Here is a 15,426-nt window from a genome sequence, read left to right on the forward strand (position 1 = left end):
CGGCCGACCCCCGCCGCCCCCGCGGGCCGGCCTCCTCCCCGGCGGACCCCGACCGACCGGCATCCGGGCGGCGCAGCGGGATGCCGGCTGCCGGCCGGGGGACCGGACGCCTGCCGCCTCCTGACCGGGACCGGTTCCGTAGGGTGGGCGCCATGCCGGAAGACTCACCCCTGATACAGAGCCTGCGTACGGCGGTTGGTGCCGCGCCCGCCGACGTACCGCTCCGACTGCACCTGGCCGAACTGCTCCTGACCGACGGTCAGCCGGAGGCGGCCGTCGCCGAGGTGGCCGTCGCCCTTCAGCACGCGCCGGGTGACGCGCAGGCGCGGCAGCTCATGGTCCGGGCCATGGGCGTGCCCCCGCAGACACCGGCCCGGGAGAACCCGGCACCGGCCCGGGAGAATCCGGCCCCGGCCCAGGAGAACCCGGCACCGGTCCAGGAGCCCCACCCCTCGTCGGCCCCGGAGTCCCGCCCGACGTCGAACCCGGAGCCCCGGCCGGCCTCGGGCCAGGAGCAGGCGCCGGCGCCCGGCGGTCGCCCCCGTTTCGACTGGCGGGCCGCCGAGGAGCAGGTCGGGGACGTCGTACCGCCCCGGTTCGTCGAGGCCCCGGTGCGGGCGGACGGGGAGGGCGACCCGGGGGACGCCGACGCGTGGGACGTCGAGGAACCCGGTGGCGTACGGCTCGCCGACGTCGGCGGGATGCACGAGGTCAAGGACCGGCTGGAGGCCGCCTTCCTCGCGCCGCTGCGCAACCCCGAGCTGCGCAAGCTGTACGGCAAGAGCCTGCGGGGCGGGCTGCTGCTGTACGGGCCGCCCGGCTGCGGCAAGACGTTCATCGCGCGGGCCGTCGCCGGGGAACTCGGGGCCTCCTTCCTGTCGGTGTCGGTCAACGACGTGCTCGACATGTGGATCGGCAACTCCGAGCGCAACATGCACGAGGTCTTCCGGACCGCCCGCCGGCAGGCCCCCTGTGTGGTCTTCCTCGACGAGCTGGACGCGCTCGGCGCCAAGCGCAGCCGTACCGCGCACAGCGGGATGCGCAACACCGTCAACCAGCTGCTGACCGAGCTGGACGGCATCGACTCCGCCGCCAACGAGGGGGTGTTCGTCCTCGCCGCCACCAATGTGCCCTGGGACGTGGACAACGCCCTGCGCCGGCCGGGACGGCTGGACCGCACCCTGCTCGTGCTGCCGCCCGACGCGCCGGCCCGCGAGGCGATCATCCGGTACCACCTGCGGGACCGGCCCATCGAGAACGTCGACCCGGCGAAGCTGGCCAAGGTCACCGACGGGCTCTCCGGGGCCGACCTGGCCCACGTCTGCGAGGCCGCCGCCGAACGCGCGCTCCTCGACTCGGCCCGGACGGGCACCGTGCGCCTGATCGGGATGAAGGACCTGCTGGCGGCCGCGAAAGAGGTCGTGCCGTCGGCCGAGCCGTGGTTCGCCGCCGCCCGGAACGTGGCGATGTTCGCCAACGAGGGCGGGATGTACGACGACCTGATCGCCTATCTGAAGAAGCGGCGGAAGCTGTGAGCACCGGACTGCACCCGGCCCTGGAGCGGGCGGACGCACTGTACGCACTGGGCCGGTACGACGAGGTGAAGACGCTGCTCGGGCAGCGGCTCGCCGAGGACCCGGAGGACGTCCGCGCCTGGGTCCGGCTCGCCCGCTGCCATCTGCGGGTGGAGGGCGAGGCGGACCGGGCGCTGGAGGCGACGGACCGGGCGCTCGCGCTCGCCCCGGAGGACACGGGCGCCCTCATCCAGCGCGCCTACGCCCTCCAGGCGGCCGGCCGGCTCGTGGACACGGAGGAGGTCCTGCGGGAGGTCATCCGGCTGGACCCCGGCTACTGGGTCGGCTACGCGCAGCTCGGCCACTGGCTCTACCGCATCCGGGCCCTGCGCTTCGGGCACGCCAACGGCGGCGAGGTCACCCGGGAGGCCATGGACTCCTTCCTGAGGGAGTCCGACGAACTGGCCCGCGAGGCGGTCCGGCTGGCGCCCGAGGAGGTGTTCCCGTACGAGGTGCGCCGGACGATCGCCGACCTGTCGGGCGACCGGGCCCTCGCCGCCGAGATGGACCAGGCGATCCTGCGGATCGACCCGAACCATCCGCAGGCGCTGGCCCGGCACACCCGGCAGGCCGCCGCCGCACCGGGCGTCAAGGCCGCCGAGGCCGCCACGCTCTACGCCGACGCCCTCGCCGCCGCCCCGGACTCGGCCCCGATGCGGCAGGGCCTGGACGACGCCTCGTACCGGCTGCTGCGCGGGGTGCGCTGGATCGCCCTGCTGTGCGTGGGACTCGCCGGGGCGATGCTCGACCTCTTCGCCACCGACGGCCACGCCCAGCGCGAACTGCCGGTGCCCGTCGGCCAACGGCTGTGGACGCTGGTTCCGTTCGCCGCGCTCTGGGCGGTGGGTGCCCTGCTCCGCTTCCGGCGGCTGCGCAAGGGCGTCCAGTACAACCTCCGCTCGCTGATCCGGCGCCGCCGCTGGCCCCGGATCGTGCTCGGCCAGGCCGCCTGGGCCATGCTGTGCGCGCTGCTGCTCACGCAGGTGCCGTGGGCGGACCGGCCGGTCCCGCAGATCGTCTTCTGGGCGGGGCTGGCCCCGACGGCGGCCACGATCTGGTTCGACCGGCGGAAGGCGAACTGAGCGCACTTTCCACAGCTGTGGACGAGGCCGACGCCCGATCCCGGCGGCGCCTGCCCGTGCCCCCACCGGGCGCTTCGGCGAAATACCCCTGAGAAAGAGCTCTCAGGGGTATCCGGGAACCCGTGGAACGCTCACACAGGTTCTACCGCCGGGCTTTCACCGCCCGGCCTTCGCTGTACGGCCTTCGCTGCCCGGCCACTACTGCACGATGGTGATCCGGTCGGCCTTCGGCGGGGTGATCGGGTTCGCGGCCGACGAGTTCGCCGTCAGGTACTTCTCCAGCGCCGTCAGGTCGTCCGTGCCCACCAGGTCGCCCGTGCCCTGGGCCAGCGTCGGGAAGCCGTCGCCGCCGCCCGCGAGGAAGCTGTTGGTGGCGACGCGGTAGGTGGCCGCCGGGTCGATCGGGGCGCCGTTCAGCCGGATGGAGTCGGTGACCACGCGGTCCGCGCCGGACTTGGTGAGGTCCAGGGTGTAGGTGAGGTTCGCCGACGGCTGGAGGATCTTCACGGCCGCCGCGTTGGGGCCGCTGACCTGCTCCTTGAGCACCTGGACCAGCTGGGCGCCGGTGAAGTCCTGGAGGTTCACGGTGTTGGCGAACGGCTGGACGGTGAAGCCCTCGGCGTAGGTGACCACGCCGTCGCCCTCGGCGCCCTTGGCCGCGTAGGTCAGGCCGGCCCGGACCCCGCCCGGGTTCATCAGGGCCAGGCTGGTCTTCGGGTCCAGCTCACGGCCGTAGGCGAGCTGCGCGTCGGCGATCAGGTCGCCCATCGGGGACTCGGTGCCCGTGTTGTCGACGTCGGCGGAGATGTAGCCGATGGCGCGGTTGCCGATCGGGGCGGCCAGGGTGTTCCACCTGCCGATCAGGTCCGTCATGTCCTGGGCCTTGGGGACGTCCCGGGTGACCACGTGGTTCGCGGACTTCACCGCCGTACGCACGATGTCGCCGGTGCGGCGGTCGTACGTCAGCGTGGTGTCGGTGTACAGGCGGCCGAAGGAGGCGGCCGAGGTGACCATGCGGGGCCGGCCCGACGGGTCCGGGATCGTGCAGACGTACGCGGTGTGGGTGTGGCCGGTGACGAGGGCGTCCACCGCGGGCGTGACGTTCTTTGCGATGTCCACGATCGGGCCGGAGATGCCGTCGCCCGCGCCCGGGGAGTCGCAGTCGTAGTTGTAGGAGCCGGAGGCCGGGAAGCCGCCCTCGTGGATCAGGGCCACGATCGATTTCACGCCCTGGCGCTGGAGCACCTTGGCGTACTTGTTGATGGTCTCGGCCTCGTCCTTGAAGGTCAGGCCCTTGATGCCGTCGGCGGAGACGATGCCCGGGGTGCCCTCGAGCGTGACCCCGATGAAGCCGATCTTGACGCCCTTCTTCTGCCAGACCCAGTACGGCTTCAGGATCGGCCGGCCGGTCTTCTCGTCCAGGACGTTGGCGGCCAGGTAGGGGAAGTCCGCGCCCTCGAACCTCTTGCCCGCGTAGCAGCCGTCCGTCGGGTGGCAGCCGCCGTTCTGCAGACGGGCCAGCTCCCGCGCGCCCTCGTCGAACTCGTGGTTGCCGACCGAGGTGACGTCCAGGTCCAGCTTGTCGAGGGCCTCGATGGTGGGCTCGTCGTGGAACAGGCCCGACAGCAGCGGGGAGGCGCCCACCATGTCGCCGCCGGCCGCGGTGATCGAGTACGGGTGCCCCTCGCGGGCCTGGCGGAGGTGGGTGGCGAGGTACTCGACACCGCCCGCGTCGACCGTCTTCGTGGTGCCGTCCGGCTGGAGTTCGGTGACCCGGCCGGAAGAGCCGGACGGGGGCTCCAGGTTGCCGTGCAGGTCGTTGAAGGAGAGGAGCTGGACGTCCTGGTAGCGGCCCGGACGGTGGTGGTGGCTCTCGTGCGCGTCCGCCGGGAGGGCGGCGGTCAGCGCCGCCGCCGTGGCGAGACCGGCTGCGGTCGCGAGGAGGCCATAGGTACGGCGTCTGGGACGCCGGGGCGCGGCTGGCATGGAAACCCCCCTGTGGGTCGGCTGTGGTGGCTCGCGCAGCCTAGGGTCAACGCGCGTAGCGCGACAGGGGGTTCGGGGTTACATCCTGGTTTCCCTTTGCCTGCTTGCGGGGCCGGCCGGGACGCCTGCCCCGCACCGCCGGCGCTCCGCGCGGCCGGTGCGTCCGTTCCTTTGCGACCGGCGTACCGGGACTTCGCCCCGGCCGCCCCGTACCCTCGTACGCATGAGCAGCGACGACATCGTGCGGGGCTTCCCCGCCCGCTCCATCGAGACCTTCTCCGCGCTCACCCCGGACCGGGCCGAGGCCGTCCTGCGCCTGCTCGGCGAGGCCGCCCGGGTCGACGGCCAGCAGCCGGTGTCCGAGCAGGGCCGGCTGCAACTGCGCGGCGGAGCCCGCGAGGGCGTCTCGCATCTGCTGCTGTCGGTCGACGGCGAACTCGTCGGGTACGCCCAGCTGGAGGACACCGACCCGGTCGAGGCGCCGGCCGCCGAGCTGGTCGTGGATCCCGCGCAGCGCGGACACGGGCACGGCCGGGCGCTCGGCTCCGCCCTGCTCGCCGCCTCCGGCAAGCGGCTGCGGGTGTGGGCGCACGGCGGACACCCCGCCGCCCGGCATCTCGCGCAGGTGCTCGGCCTGACCCTGTTCCGCGAACTGCGGCAGATGCGGCGCCCGTTGGCCGGCCTGGAGCTGCCCGACCCGGTGCTTCCCGAGGGTGTGACCGTGCGCGCCTTCGTGCCCGGCAAGGACGACGCGGCCTGGCTCGCGGTGAACGCCGCGGCCTTCGCGCACCACCCGGAGCAGGGCTCGCTGACCCAGCGCGACCTGGACGACCGCAAGGCCGAGCCGTGGTTCGACCCGGCCGGGTTCTTCCTCGCCGAGCGCCGCGGGGAGCTGATCGGCTTCCACTGGACCAAGGTGCACGCCGAGGAGGGGCTCGGCGAGGTGTACGTCCTCGGGGTGCGGCCCGGGGAGCAGGGCGGCGGGCTCGGCAAGGCGCTGACCACGGTCGGACTGCGTCATCTGGCCGCCCAGCAGCTGCCGACCGCGATGCTCTACGTCGACGCCGACAACAAGGCGGCGGTGTCGGTGTACGAGCGGCTGGGCTTCACGGTCCACGAGACGGACCTGATGTACCGCAGCGAAACCTGACATACCTGCACGAGAGGGGCGGCCGGGTTGACGGCCGCCCCTCTTTTGCACCACCCTTTCACTACTCAATTAGTGAAAGGGTGGTTGTACCGATGGTCGAGTACCGCATCGACCGGCACAGCGGCGTGGCCACCTATGTGCAGATCGTCCAGCAGACCAAGCAGGCCCTCCGCCTCGGCCTGCTGGAGCCCGGTGACCGGCTGCCCACGGCGCGCGAGGTGGTGGAGGCCACCGCCATCAACCCCAACACGGTCCTGAAGGCGTACCGCGAACTGGAACGCGAGGGCCTGGTGGAGGCGCGCCGCGGGCTCGGCACCTTCGTCCGGCGGTCCCTCGGCACCGCCCCCGCCGACTCCCCGCTGCGCACGGAGCTGGAGGCGTGGGCGGAGCGCGCCCGCACCGCCGGGCTGGAGCGGGACGACGTGGCCGCACTCTTCACTGCCGTACTCGACAAGCACTTCCAGGGAGACCCGTCATGAGCAGCGACGCGGCGTTGAGGGCCGACGCTCTGGGGAAACGATTCGGCCGCCGTGGGGGCTGGGCCCTGCGGGACTGCTCGTTCCGGCTGCCCGCCGGGCGGGTGTGCGCCGTCGTCGGCCCCAACGGCGCCGGCAAGTCCACCCTGCTGGCCCTGGCCGCCGGGCTCACCGCACCCACCGAGGGCAGCGTCACCGTCCTCGGCACCACGCCCGCCGCGGCCCGCCCCCGGGTCGGCTTCGTCGCCCAGGACAAGCCGCTCTACCCGCAGCTCACCATCGCCGAGACGCTGCGCATGGGCGCCGACCTCAACCCGGAACACTGGGACGCGGCCGTCGCCGAACAGGTCGTCACGGGCGGTGGCCTGGACCCGAAGGCCCGGATCCGCTCCCTCTCCGGCGGCCAGCGCACCCGGGTCGCGCTCGCCCTCGCCGTCGGCAAGCGGCCCGAACTGCTGCTCCTGGACGAGCCGATGGCCGACCTCGACCCGCTGGCCCGGCACGAGCTGATGGGCACGCTGATGGCGCAGGCCGCCCAGTACGGCACCACCATCGTGATGTCCTCCCACGTCGTCGCCGAGCTGGAGGACTCCTGCGACCATCTGCTGCTGGTCGGGGGCGGCCGGATCCGGCTGTCCGGCGAGATCGACGAGCTGCTCGCCGCCCATCTGCGGGTGACCGGCGCCGCGGACGCGGGCGGCCTCGACGCGGCCACGGTGGTGGAGTCACGGGTCACCGGCCGCCAGCTCACCGCGCTGGTCCGCCCGGCCGGACCGCTCCCCGGCGACTGGCGCACCTCCGCCCCCTCGCTGGAGGAACTGATCCTCGCCCACCTGCGCAACCCCGGCGCGCCGGCCCTGCACGAGGAGAGCGCCGCGTGACCGCCGCCCTGACCGGCACCCCCGCACCGCGGGCCGCCCGGAAACCGCGCCTGACCCGCTGGGTACTGCGCCTGCACCGGCCCGCGCTGTACGCCTGGGCGGGCCTGCTGGTGGCGCTGACCGCCCTGCTGCTCGGCCTGCGCGGACCGCTCGCCGACGCGGCGGCCGAGGGCTGGCGGCAGTACAACGCCTGCCCGGGCACCGCCAGGTGCTCCTACGACCAGGACGCCATCCTCCGCTACAAGGACTACTACGACTACGCCACCGTCGCCCTGAACGCGCTGCCCATGCTGGTGGCCGGCTGGGCGGGCGCCGCGCTGATCGGCCGGGAGCTGGAGTCCGGCACGGCCCTGCTGGCCTGGACACAGGGCACGCCACCGGCGCGCTGGCTGGCGGTCCGGCTCGCCGTGCCGGCGATCGCCGTCGCGGCGGGAGCGGCGCTGCTGTCCTGGCTGCACCACCTCGCCTGGAACGCGGGCCGGGGCCGTATCGACACCGCCAAGGACTGGTACGACCGCTTCACCTTCTACGCGGGCGGCCCCACCGCCGTCGTCCTGGCCCTCGCCGGACTCGCGGCCGGCGTGCTCGCGGGCCTGGTGCTCCGCCGGACGCTGCCCGCCCTCCTCGCCGGCATGGTGGCGACCGCGGCCCTGCGGGGCATGACCGAGATCGCCCTGCCGCACCTGTGGCCCGCGGTCACCCGCGTCTCCACGACGGACCAGGGCCCCCTGGGCGCGGGACTCGGCGTCGACGAGGGCGTGGTCACCCGCTCCGGCGCCCGGCTGCCCGTCCCCGCGTGCCACACCGAGGCGCAGTGCCGGGCCGCGTACGCCGACATCAGCGGCCGCTGGAGCACGTACCACCCCTACTCCCACCACTGGCCGCTCCAGCTCACCACCAGCGCGCTGGTCCTGGCCGTCACCGCACTGCTGGCGCTCGGCTCCTTCCTGGTGCTGCGCCGCAGCACGGGCGCCCCCCGTTCCGTCGAAAAGGCCACCGCATGACCGCCCTCGCCCCCGCCCGCCCGGCCACCCGCCGCACCCTGCTGCGACTGCACCGCCCGGCCCTGCTCGCGTGGACCGCGTTCGTCCTCCTCGCAGCCGGGGAACTGCTCTGGGTCCACTACTCGGCCGCACCCCAGGAGCGGACCTGCGCACGGCACTGGTGCGCCTACACCACCTTCGCCGGCGCCGACGGCGTCATGCGGCTCCTCGGCGAGGCCCTCTGCTACGCCCCCTGCGCGGTGGCCGCCTGGGCCGGTGCCGCGCTGATCGGCCGCGAGCTGGAGTCCGGTACCGCACAGCTGGTCTGGACCCAGGCCGTCACCCCGGTCCACTGGCTGACCGCGAAGCTGACGATGGCCGCGCTGCCACTCCTCACCGGCGCCTCGGTGCTCGCCCTGGTCTTCGACTCGGTCTGGTCGGCCGACCAGGACGTCCTGGCCGCGCACTGGGACTGGGACCGCGTCTTCGTGCCGCGCGGCCCGCTGCTGCCCGCACTCGTGCTCTTCGGGCTGGCCGCCGGCGCCCTGGCCGGCCTGGCCCTGCGCCGTGCGCTCCCCGCCCTGGCCGTCGCCTGCGCGGCCTGCGTGGTCCTGCGGCTGTACCTGCGCGACCTGTGGGAGCCGCTGCGCGGCCCGCTGACCGGTTTCCGGCCCCTGCACCTGGCCGCCACCGGCATGGTGCTGGTCCTCACCGCGGGCGTCACCGTCGCCGCGTACGCCGTCCTGCGCCGCCGGACCGCCTGAGCCCCCGCAACGCCACCGGTTCGCCGCGTCCCGCCACGGGGGAGGGACGCGGCGGACCGGTGTTCCCGCGTCCGAGAGCCCCTTCGAGCCGCTCCGCGCTATCCCGCACGTCATGTCGTCGTAACCATTGATTCAGCCGGGCTTGCGACGCTCGGCCAATGAAGCCCGCCGTGCCAGAGCCTTCGCCGCCCCCCGAGGGGGCCGCCGCGGGGAACGGGGCCGTCAAGCTCCCACCCGCGCGTTCCGACGCGCCTGTGTCGCCCGTCGCGCGGAAGAATGGGTTCATGAGCCAGTCAGACACCCAGGCCGAGGTCCAGCACCCGCAGCCCTCCGTGGGCTCCATCGCCGCGCACCGCCCGCACACCGTGGCCGCCGCGGTCTCCGACCTGGAACCGGACATCGACGCGGACCTCGACGCGTACGAAGAGTCCCAGGCCGACGGCGCGCCGCTGCCGCAGGGCCGCTTCCTCGACCGAGAGCGCAGCTGGCTCGCCTTCAACGAGCGTGTCCTGGAGCTGGCCGAGGACCCCGGCACACCGCTGCTGGAGCGCGCGAACTTCCTCGCCATCTTCGCCAGCAACCTGGACGAGTTCTTCATGGTCCGGGTGGCCGGTCTGAAGCGCCGCATCGCCACCGGCGTCGCCACCCGCTCCGCCTCCGGCCTCCAGCCCCGCGAGGTGCTGGAGATGATCTGGGCCCGCTCCCGCGAACTCATGGCCCGGCACGCCGCCTGCTACCACGAGGACGTCGCCCCCGCACTCGCGGAGGAGGGCATCCACCTGGTCCGCTGGACCGAGCTGACCGAGAAGGAGCAGGCCCGCCTCTTCACGCTCTTCCGGCACCAGATCTTCCCGGTCCTCACCCCGCTGGCCGTCGACCCCGCGCACCCCTTCCCGTACATCTCCGGCCTCTCGCTGAACCTGGCCGTCGTCGTACGCAACCCGGTCAGCGGCCACAAGCACTTCGCGCGCGTGAAGGTGCCGCCGCTGCTGTCCCGCTTCCTGGAGGCCTCCCCGGGCCGCTACGTCCCCATAGAGGACGTCATCGCGGCCCCCAACCACCTGGAAGAGCTGTTCCCGGGCATGGAGATCCTGGAGCACCACGCCTTCCGGATCACCCGCAACGAGGACCTGGAGGTCGAGGAGGACGACGCCGAGAACCTCCTCCAGGCCCTCGAGAAGGAACTCATGCGGCGCCGCTTCGGCCCGCCGGTGCGCCTGGAGGTCGAGGAGTCCATCGACCGCGAGGTGCTGGACCTGCTGGTCCGCGAGCTGAAGATCTCCGAGGCCGAGGTCTACCCGCTGCCCGGCCCGCTGGACCTCACCGGCCTCTTCCGCATCCACAGCCTCGACCGGCCGGAGCTGAAGTACCCGAAGTTCGTCGCCGGCACCCACCGCGACCTCGCCGAGGTGGAGTCGGCGTCCGCGCCCGACATCTTCGCGGCCCTGCGCGCCCGGGACGTGCTCCTGCACCACCCGTACGACAGCTTCTCCACCTCCGTGCAGGCGTTCCTGGAGCAGGCGGCGGCCGACCCGGACGTCCTCGCGATCAAGCAGACCCTGTACCGCACCTCCGGCGACTCCCCGATAGTCGACGCGCTCATCGACGCCGCCGAGTCCGGCAAGCAGGTCCTCGTCCTGGTCGAGATCAAGGCCCGCTTCGACGAGCACGCCAACATCAAGTGGGCGCGCAAGCTGGAGGAGGCCGGCTGCCACGTCGTCTACGGCCTGGTCGGGCTGAAGACGCACTGCAAGCTGTCCCTGGTGGTCCGCCAGGAGGGCGAGACCCTGCGCCGCTACAGCCACGTCGGCACGGGCAACTACCACCCGAAGACGGCCCGCCTGTACGAGGACCTCGGCCTGCTCACCGCGGACCCGCAGGTCGGCGCGGACCTCTCCGACCTCTTCAACCGGCTGTCCGGCTACTCGCGCCGGGAGACCTACCGCCGCCTCCTCGTCGCCCCCAAGTCCCTGCGGGACGGCCTGATAGCCCGGATCAACAAGGAGGTCCAGCACCACCGCGCGGGCCGGCAGGCCTTCGTCCGCATCAAGGTCAACTCCATGGTCGACGAGGCGGTCATCGACGCCCTCTACCGGGCCTCCCAGGCGGGCGTGCCGGTCGACGTCTGGGTCCGCGGCATCTGCGCCGTCCGCCCGGGCGTCGCGGGCCTCTCGGAGAACATCCGGGTGCGCTCGATCCTCGGCCGCTTCCTCGAACACTCCCGCGTGTTCGCCTTCGGCAACGGCGGCGAGCCCGAGGTGTGGATCGGCAGCGCCGACATGATGCACCGCAACCTCGACCGCCGGATAGAGGCCCTGGTCCGGGTCATCGACCCCGCCCACCGCGCAGCCCTCAACCGGCTGCTGGACACCGGCATGTCCGACGGCACCGCCTCCTGGCACCTCGGCCCGGACGGCGAGTGGACGCGGCACGCGACCGACGCGGACGGCCAACCCCTGCGCAACGTCCAGGAGATGCTCATAGACGCCCGGAGGCGCCGGCGTGGCACAGCAACACCTTGACCCGACGGACCCCACGGCCGAGGCGGTGACCGGGGACGCCCTCGCGGGCTACCTGCGCGCCCAGGCCACGGAGTTCCTGCGCGCCCTGCGCCTGCGCCGGGAGACCGGCGGCAACGGCGCGGGTGCCGGCGCGCGCGGCCACGCGGCGACGGGCAGCGCGCAGGCGTCCGTCGACGCGGCCCGCGCCCTGCGCCGCTCGGCCCGCCGCATCAGCGGCAGCCTGCACACGTTCCGCCCCCTCCTCGACCCCGACTGGTCGGAGGAGATGCGCCCCGAACTGGCCTGGCTGTCGGGCACGCTGGGCCTGGAGCACGCGTACGAGGCGCGCCTGGACCGGCTGCTGCTGGCGCTGCACAGGCTGTCGGGTTCCACGGCCTTCCCCGCGCAGACGGTCACCGCCGCCGCTGCCGCCCCGGTCGACGTGACCGCGGGCGGCCGCGCGGCCGCGACGGCGGGCGGGGGCGACACGGCCACCGCCGTGACCGCGGGCGGCCGGGCCGCCGGGGCGGCACCCGTCCCGCTGAAGGCGGCACCCGGCACCGGCGGCCCGGCCGGCCGTACGGCGGCACCGGAACGCGGCAACCTCACCGTCGGCGCGGCCAAGGCGGGCGCCCTGCTCGAACGCCAGCTCACCCTCGCCCGGACCCGGGCCCACTCCACCGCCCTCCAGGCCCTCGGCTCCTCCCGCTTCCACGCCGTCGCCGACAAGGTCGCCGTACTCGCCAGCGAGGTCCCCCTCACCCCCACCGCCCCCGGCACCGACCTGCGCCCCCTCGCCGCCGCGGCCCAGGAGCGCCTCACGGACGCCGTCGCCGCGCTCCCCCTGGTCACCGCCGGCCACCCCTACAACGCGGAGGCCCTGGTCCACGGCCTGTCCCCGGAACCCTCCCCGCACCCCCAGGACGGCCCCTGGCACCAGGTCCGGCTGCTGCTGCGCCTGCACCGGTACGCCCGCGAGGTGCTGCACGGCGGCGAAGCCCACGCGGACGTACGGCTGCTGACGTCGGGCCAGGCGCTGAACCGGCACCGGGACGCCTCGGAGGCGGCAGCGGCGGCGGCCCAGGCCGCCCGTACCCCCCGGATCACCCCGGCCACCGCGTACGCGCTCGGTGTGCTCCACGCCGACCAGCGGCACGAGGTGGAGGCGGCCAGGTTCGCGTTCCAGCAGGCGTGGCAGCGGCAGACCGTCGACGCGCCCTGAATCCGTAGAGGAGGCGGTGTGAACGACACCGTGGTCCAGGCGGCCGGCTGCGTGCTCTGGCGCTTCTCCCCGGTCTCCGGCGACCTGGAGATCTGCCTGGTCCACCGGCCCAAGTACGACGACTGGTCCCACCCCAAGGGCAAGCTCAAGCGGGGTGAGGACCCGCTCGCCGGTGCGCTGCGCGAGGTCGCGGAGGAGACCGGGTACACGGCCGAGCCCGGCGGCGAACTGCCGGCCGTGCACTATGCGGTGGCCGGCCGCCTGAAGCGGGTGCGGTACTGGGCCGCACAGGCGGTTTCCGGCCACTTCACGCCGAACCCCGAGGTGGACCGCATCCTGTGGCTCTCCCCGGCCGCGGCCCGCTCCCGGCTCACCCAGTTCCGCGACCGGGACCTGGTGGACGCGCTCGGCCGGCCGTCGGGCCACCGGGAACGACGGGCCTGAGCCGGCCCGCACGAAGGCACACGGACCGCCGGCACGCGATCACCCAAGGCCGCCGCAGACGATCACGCACGGGGCGCCGTACGCGGTCCCGTGCGGCGCCGTCACGGGGCGGCGCCGTCACGGGGCGGTGGCCCGTCCCGTCACCGGCCCGCCGCGTGTCCCTCCGCGTCCGTGCGGGCCTGGCTGCGGGCCCGGCGGGCGGGGCCGCGCCAGCCGCAGCTGCACCGGGCCACACAGAAGCGGCCCTGCTCGGTCGTCGTCGTCAGGTGTTCCTGCCCGGGCCGGACCTGCTCCGGCCCGCCTTGCTGCGCCGAGGTGAATGCCACTCGGACAACGTTACCCAGCCCGCGGGAAAAGGGTCCGTACGGCTCCCCCCGGCCCCCGGCGACGCGTGACGACGCCCCCTACCCGTCGTTAACCGAGCGACAGGGGGCCCGTGACGGACATACCGGCTGGGGGTAGGCAGACGATGGATGGGCGGCAGCACAGGCGCGCGGGCAGAACGGTCGCCGCGGTGGGCATCCTCCTCGGCCTCGGAACGGGCGCCGCGGGCTGTTCCGGCAGCGGGGCCGCCGCCGAGGACGTCAAGGGCGGGGGCGACCCCGTCACCGCCCTGCACCGGGCCGCCGGCGCACTGCGGGACGCGGGCAGCTCCAAGGCGAGCACCTCGATGGAGATGGCCACCGGCGGCACCCGGGTCACCATCCGCGGCAAGGGCGTCTACGACTACCGGCACCGGCTCGGCCGGCTCACCGTGATGCTGCCCGAGGACCCCGCGGGCACCCCCGAACACCGGCCCATCACCGAACTCCTCGCGCCGGGAGCCCTGTTCATGAAGAACCGGGGTGCGGGGGTCCCCGCCGACAAATGGGTGCGGGTGGACACCGCGACGCTGTCCGACGGCAACCTGGTCACCGGCGGCGCGACCGACCCGTACGCGGCCGCCGAGGTGCTGCGCGGGACGCGGCAGGCGGCCTTCGTCGGGTGGACCGAGATCGCCGGGACGCCGGTGCGGCACTACCGGGGCACCGCCGACCTGGGCCGGGCGGCCCGGTACGCGTCGGCCAGGAACAAGGCGGCCCTGGCCGCGGCGGCCAAGGGGTTCGCCGCCGCCCGGGTTCCGTTCGACGCCTACCTGGACGACCAGGGCCGCATCCGCAAGCTCCGGCAGCGCTTCAGCTTCGTCAACGGCCACGAGAAGACCAGCGTGGCGGTCGCCTCGACCCTGCTGCTCTACGCCTTCGGCACGCCCGTGGACGTCCGGCTGCCGGCCCCCGAGGACATCTACGCGGGCCGGATCGCCGAGGACGCGTCCCGGGACGGCGCCTGAATCCGGCCGGTGCACTAGTCCGGGACGCCCTCCCGTAAGTAGCCCGTCCGTGCCATGCGCGGTGTGTGGACCGCTGCCTACCCTAGGGAGCGGGTGACGGCAGAAAAGAGGTGAGGCGGGTGGCTCCGGTCGGCGGCACGGCGGTTCAGGACCACGTGGCCCTCGCCGAGATCGAGCTGTGCGGAGAGCTGATCATCGCGGCCTCGGCCGCCGAGGACCGGCTCAGCCTGGAGTGCATCGACGAGGTGCTGCGGGTCGCCGAGGAAAAAGATCCGGCCTGAGCGCGGCCCGGGCGCCCGGCGCGCTCGACAAGGGACGGCGTGGTCCGCACGGCCCGCGGCCCGTGCGGTTTGTGCGGTCCGTGCGGATCGGAAGCTCGGCGGGCAGCCGGCTCGCACGCGGCGCGGCAGGCCGCCTCAGGTGCGGAGCCGCCGGCCGCAGGCGCGCGGAGCAGGCGGCCGGGGCGAGTACGCAGCAAGCGGCCGGGTCGGGTGCGCAGCAAGCGGGGCGTCAGGTGCGGAGAAGGCGGCCGATCGCCTTCGTCGCCTCGTCCACCTTCGCGTCGATCTCGTCACCGCCCTTGAGGGCCGCGTCCGCGACGCAGTGCCGCAGGTGCTCCTCCAGCAGCTGGAGCGCGAAGGACTGGAGGGCCTTGGTCGAGGCGGAGACCTGGGTGAGTATGTCGATGCAGTAGGTGTCCTCTTCCACCATCCGCTGGAGGCCACGGATCTGCCCCTCGATCCGGCGCAGCCGCTTGAGGTGCTCGTCCTTCTGCTTGTGGTAGCCGTGCGTGGCGCCGGCCTCGGTCGTCGTCGTCATCGCGGGCCTCCGTCTCGGGACAAGCTGCGGACAAAAGGGATGCATACCCCTACTGGGTATATGGTAACGAACTTTGCGGGGTAGGGGGCCCTTGGTACGCCCCCGTGCTGATCACTCTGCCCCATGGGCGACACTGGGATGCGGCCCGATAGCCGTGGCCGGATGATGCGCCTAGCATCAGCCTGACCGAAACCGAAGCACCCCGAGGACCCCA

15 protein-coding genes are annotated in these 15,426 nt (G+C 73.8%); 12 read left to right on the top strand and 3 right to left on the bottom strand.

What is annotated here, in order from left to right; genetic code table 11:
* Window positions 1-152 precede the first annotated feature (152 nt).
* Together JK361_RS33810 and JK361_RS33815 are read left to right on the top strand one after the other, a co-directional pair.
* Window positions 153-1,535 carry an ATP-binding protein gene (locus tag JK361_RS33810; protein WP_201825699.1) on the top strand — a complete coding sequence of 461 codons (1,383 nt, stop codon included), beginning with the start codon at window positions 153-155 and terminating at the stop codon, window positions 1,533-1,535.
* Window positions 1,532-2,656, top strand: coding sequence for a tetratricopeptide repeat protein (locus JK361_RS33815; protein ID WP_307787382.1), 1,125 nt, complete (start codon window positions 1,532-1,534; stop codon window positions 2,654-2,656). The genes JK361_RS33810 and JK361_RS33815 overlap by 4 nt, the downstream gene beginning before the upstream one ends.
* Window positions 2,657-2,854: 198 nt before the next feature.
* Here JK361_RS33815 and JK361_RS33820 read toward each other — a convergent pair whose 3' ends face one another.
* On the bottom strand, window positions 2,855-4,642 hold the full coding sequence (locus JK361_RS33820; protein WP_201825703.1) for a bifunctional metallophosphatase/5'-nucleotidase: 1,788 nt from the start codon (window positions 4,640-4,642) through the stop codon (window positions 2,855-2,857).
* Window positions 4,643-4,865: 223 nt separating this feature from the next.
* On the opposite strand from JK361_RS33820, the gene mshD reads away from it, so the two are divergent.
* The 8 genes from mshD to JK361_RS33860 all read left to right on the top strand — a co-directional run bounded on the left by mshD (window position 4,866) and on the right by JK361_RS33860 (window position 13,063).
* Window positions 4,866-5,792, top strand: coding sequence for a mycothiol synthase (gene mshD, locus JK361_RS33825; protein ID WP_201825705.1), 927 nt, complete (start codon window positions 4,866-4,868; stop codon window positions 5,790-5,792).
* Between the two features lie 92 nt (window positions 5,793-5,884).
* Window positions 5,885-6,271 carry a GntR family transcriptional regulator gene (locus JK361_RS33830; RefSeq protein WP_201825707.1) on the top strand — a complete coding sequence of 129 codons (387 nt, stop codon included), beginning with the start codon at window positions 5,885-5,887 and terminating at the stop codon, window positions 6,269-6,271.
* Complete coding sequence (locus tag JK361_RS33835) at window positions 6,268-7,149, top strand: ABC transporter ATP-binding protein (protein ID WP_201825709.1); 882 nt, start codon at window positions 6,268-6,270, stop codon at window positions 7,147-7,149. Before JK361_RS33830 ends, JK361_RS33835 begins: the two co-directional genes overlap by 4 nt.
* A complete protein-coding gene (locus JK361_RS33840) occupies window positions 7,146-8,153 on the top strand; it encodes an ABC-2 membrane transporter-related protein (RefSeq protein WP_201825711.1) in 1,008 nt (335 codons plus the stop codon). The genes JK361_RS33835 and JK361_RS33840 overlap by 4 nt, the downstream gene beginning before the upstream one ends.
* Window positions 8,150-8,896, top strand: coding sequence for an ABC-2 membrane transporter-related protein (locus tag JK361_RS33845; RefSeq protein ID WP_201825713.1), 747 nt, complete (start codon window positions 8,150-8,152; stop codon window positions 8,894-8,896). The genes JK361_RS33840 and JK361_RS33845 overlap by 4 nt, the downstream gene beginning before the upstream one ends.
* A gap of 158 nt (window positions 8,897-9,054) precedes the next feature.
* Window positions 9,055-11,418 (top strand): RNA degradosome polyphosphate kinase, encoded by a 2,364-nt coding sequence (locus tag JK361_RS33850; RefSeq protein WP_201825715.1) that lies wholly within the window; start codon window positions 9,055-9,057, stop codon window positions 11,416-11,418.
* The gene (locus JK361_RS33855) at window positions 11,399-12,619 is read left to right on the top strand and encodes a CHAD domain-containing protein (protein ID WP_201825717.1); all 1,221 of its coding nucleotides are present in this window, start codon (window positions 11,399-11,401) and stop codon (window positions 12,617-12,619) included. The genes JK361_RS33850 and JK361_RS33855 overlap by 20 nt, the downstream gene beginning before the upstream one ends.
* A gap of 18 nt (window positions 12,620-12,637) precedes the next feature.
* On the top strand, window positions 12,638-13,063 hold the full coding sequence (locus JK361_RS33860; protein ID WP_201825718.1) for an NUDIX hydrolase: 426 nt from the start codon (window positions 12,638-12,640) through the stop codon (window positions 13,061-13,063).
* A 140-nt stretch (window positions 13,064-13,203) separates the two neighbouring features.
* Here JK361_RS33860 and JK361_RS33865 read toward each other — a convergent pair whose 3' ends face one another.
* A complete protein-coding gene (locus JK361_RS33865) occupies window positions 13,204-13,389 on the bottom strand; it encodes a hypothetical protein (RefSeq protein ID WP_201825761.1) in 186 nt (61 codons plus the stop codon).
* A gap of 143 nt (window positions 13,390-13,532) precedes the next feature.
* Here JK361_RS33865 and JK361_RS33870 point away from each other — a divergent pair, with 143 nt between their 5' ends.
* Both JK361_RS33870 and JK361_RS33875 read left to right on the top strand, forming a co-directional pair.
* Window positions 13,533-14,393 (top strand): SCO4651 family lipoprotein, encoded by an 861-nt coding sequence (locus tag JK361_RS33870; RefSeq protein WP_201825720.1) that lies wholly within the window; start codon window positions 13,533-13,535, stop codon window positions 14,391-14,393.
* Window positions 14,394-14,512: 119 nt separating this feature from the next.
* Window positions 14,513-14,674: a hypothetical protein gene (locus tag JK361_RS33875; protein ID WP_201825763.1), complete on the top strand. Its 162-nt coding sequence runs from the start codon at window positions 14,513-14,515 to the stop codon at window positions 14,672-14,674.
* Window positions 14,675-14,903: 229 nt separating this feature from the next.
* Here the strand turns inward: JK361_RS33875 and JK361_RS33880 are convergent, their stop codons facing one another.
* On the bottom strand, window positions 14,904-15,212 hold the full coding sequence (locus JK361_RS33880; protein ID WP_201825722.1) for a metal-sensitive transcriptional regulator: 309 nt from the start codon (window positions 15,210-15,212) through the stop codon (window positions 14,904-14,906).
* Window positions 15,213-15,426: the final 214 nt, after the last annotated feature.

Origin of the sequence: Streptomyces musisoli (assembly GCF_016741855.1) — a bacterium.
Classification (GTDB): Bacteria; Actinomycetota; Actinomycetes; order Streptomycetales; family Streptomycetaceae; genus Streptomyces; species Streptomyces musisoli.

What these genes read in the sequence shown, in the direction of transcription:
- JK361_RS33810 (WP_201825699.1), top strand. Translation starts at nt 153, where the DNA reads ATGCCGGAAGACTCACCCCTGATACAGAGCCTGCGTACGGCGGTTGGT.
- JK361_RS33820 (WP_201825703.1), bottom strand. Translation starts at nt 4,642, where the DNA reads ATGCCAGCCGCGCCCCGGCGTCCCAGACGCCGTACCTATGGCCTCCTC.
- mshD (WP_201825705.1), top strand. Translation starts at nt 4,866, where the DNA reads ATGAGCAGCGACGACATCGTGCGGGGCTTCCCCGCCCGCTCCATCGAG.
- JK361_RS33830 (WP_201825707.1), top strand. Translation starts at nt 5,885, where the DNA reads ATGGTCGAGTACCGCATCGACCGGCACAGCGGCGTGGCCACCTATGTG.
- JK361_RS33835 (WP_201825709.1), top strand. Translation starts at nt 6,268, where the DNA reads ATGAGCAGCGACGCGGCGTTGAGGGCCGACGCTCTGGGGAAACGATTC.
- JK361_RS33845 (WP_201825713.1), top strand. Translation starts at nt 8,150, where the DNA reads ATGACCGCCCTCGCCCCCGCCCGCCCGGCCACCCGCCGCACCCTGCTG.
- JK361_RS33850 (WP_201825715.1), top strand. Translation starts at nt 9,055, where the DNA reads ATGAAGCCCGCCGTGCCAGAGCCTTCGCCGCCCCCCGAGGGGGCCGCC.
- JK361_RS33870 (WP_201825720.1), top strand. Translation starts at nt 13,533, where the DNA reads ATGGATGGGCGGCAGCACAGGCGCGCGGGCAGAACGGTCGCCGCGGTG.
- JK361_RS33880 (WP_201825722.1), bottom strand. Translation starts at nt 15,212, where the DNA reads ATGACGACGACGACCGAGGCCGGCGCCACGCACGGCTACCACAAGCAG.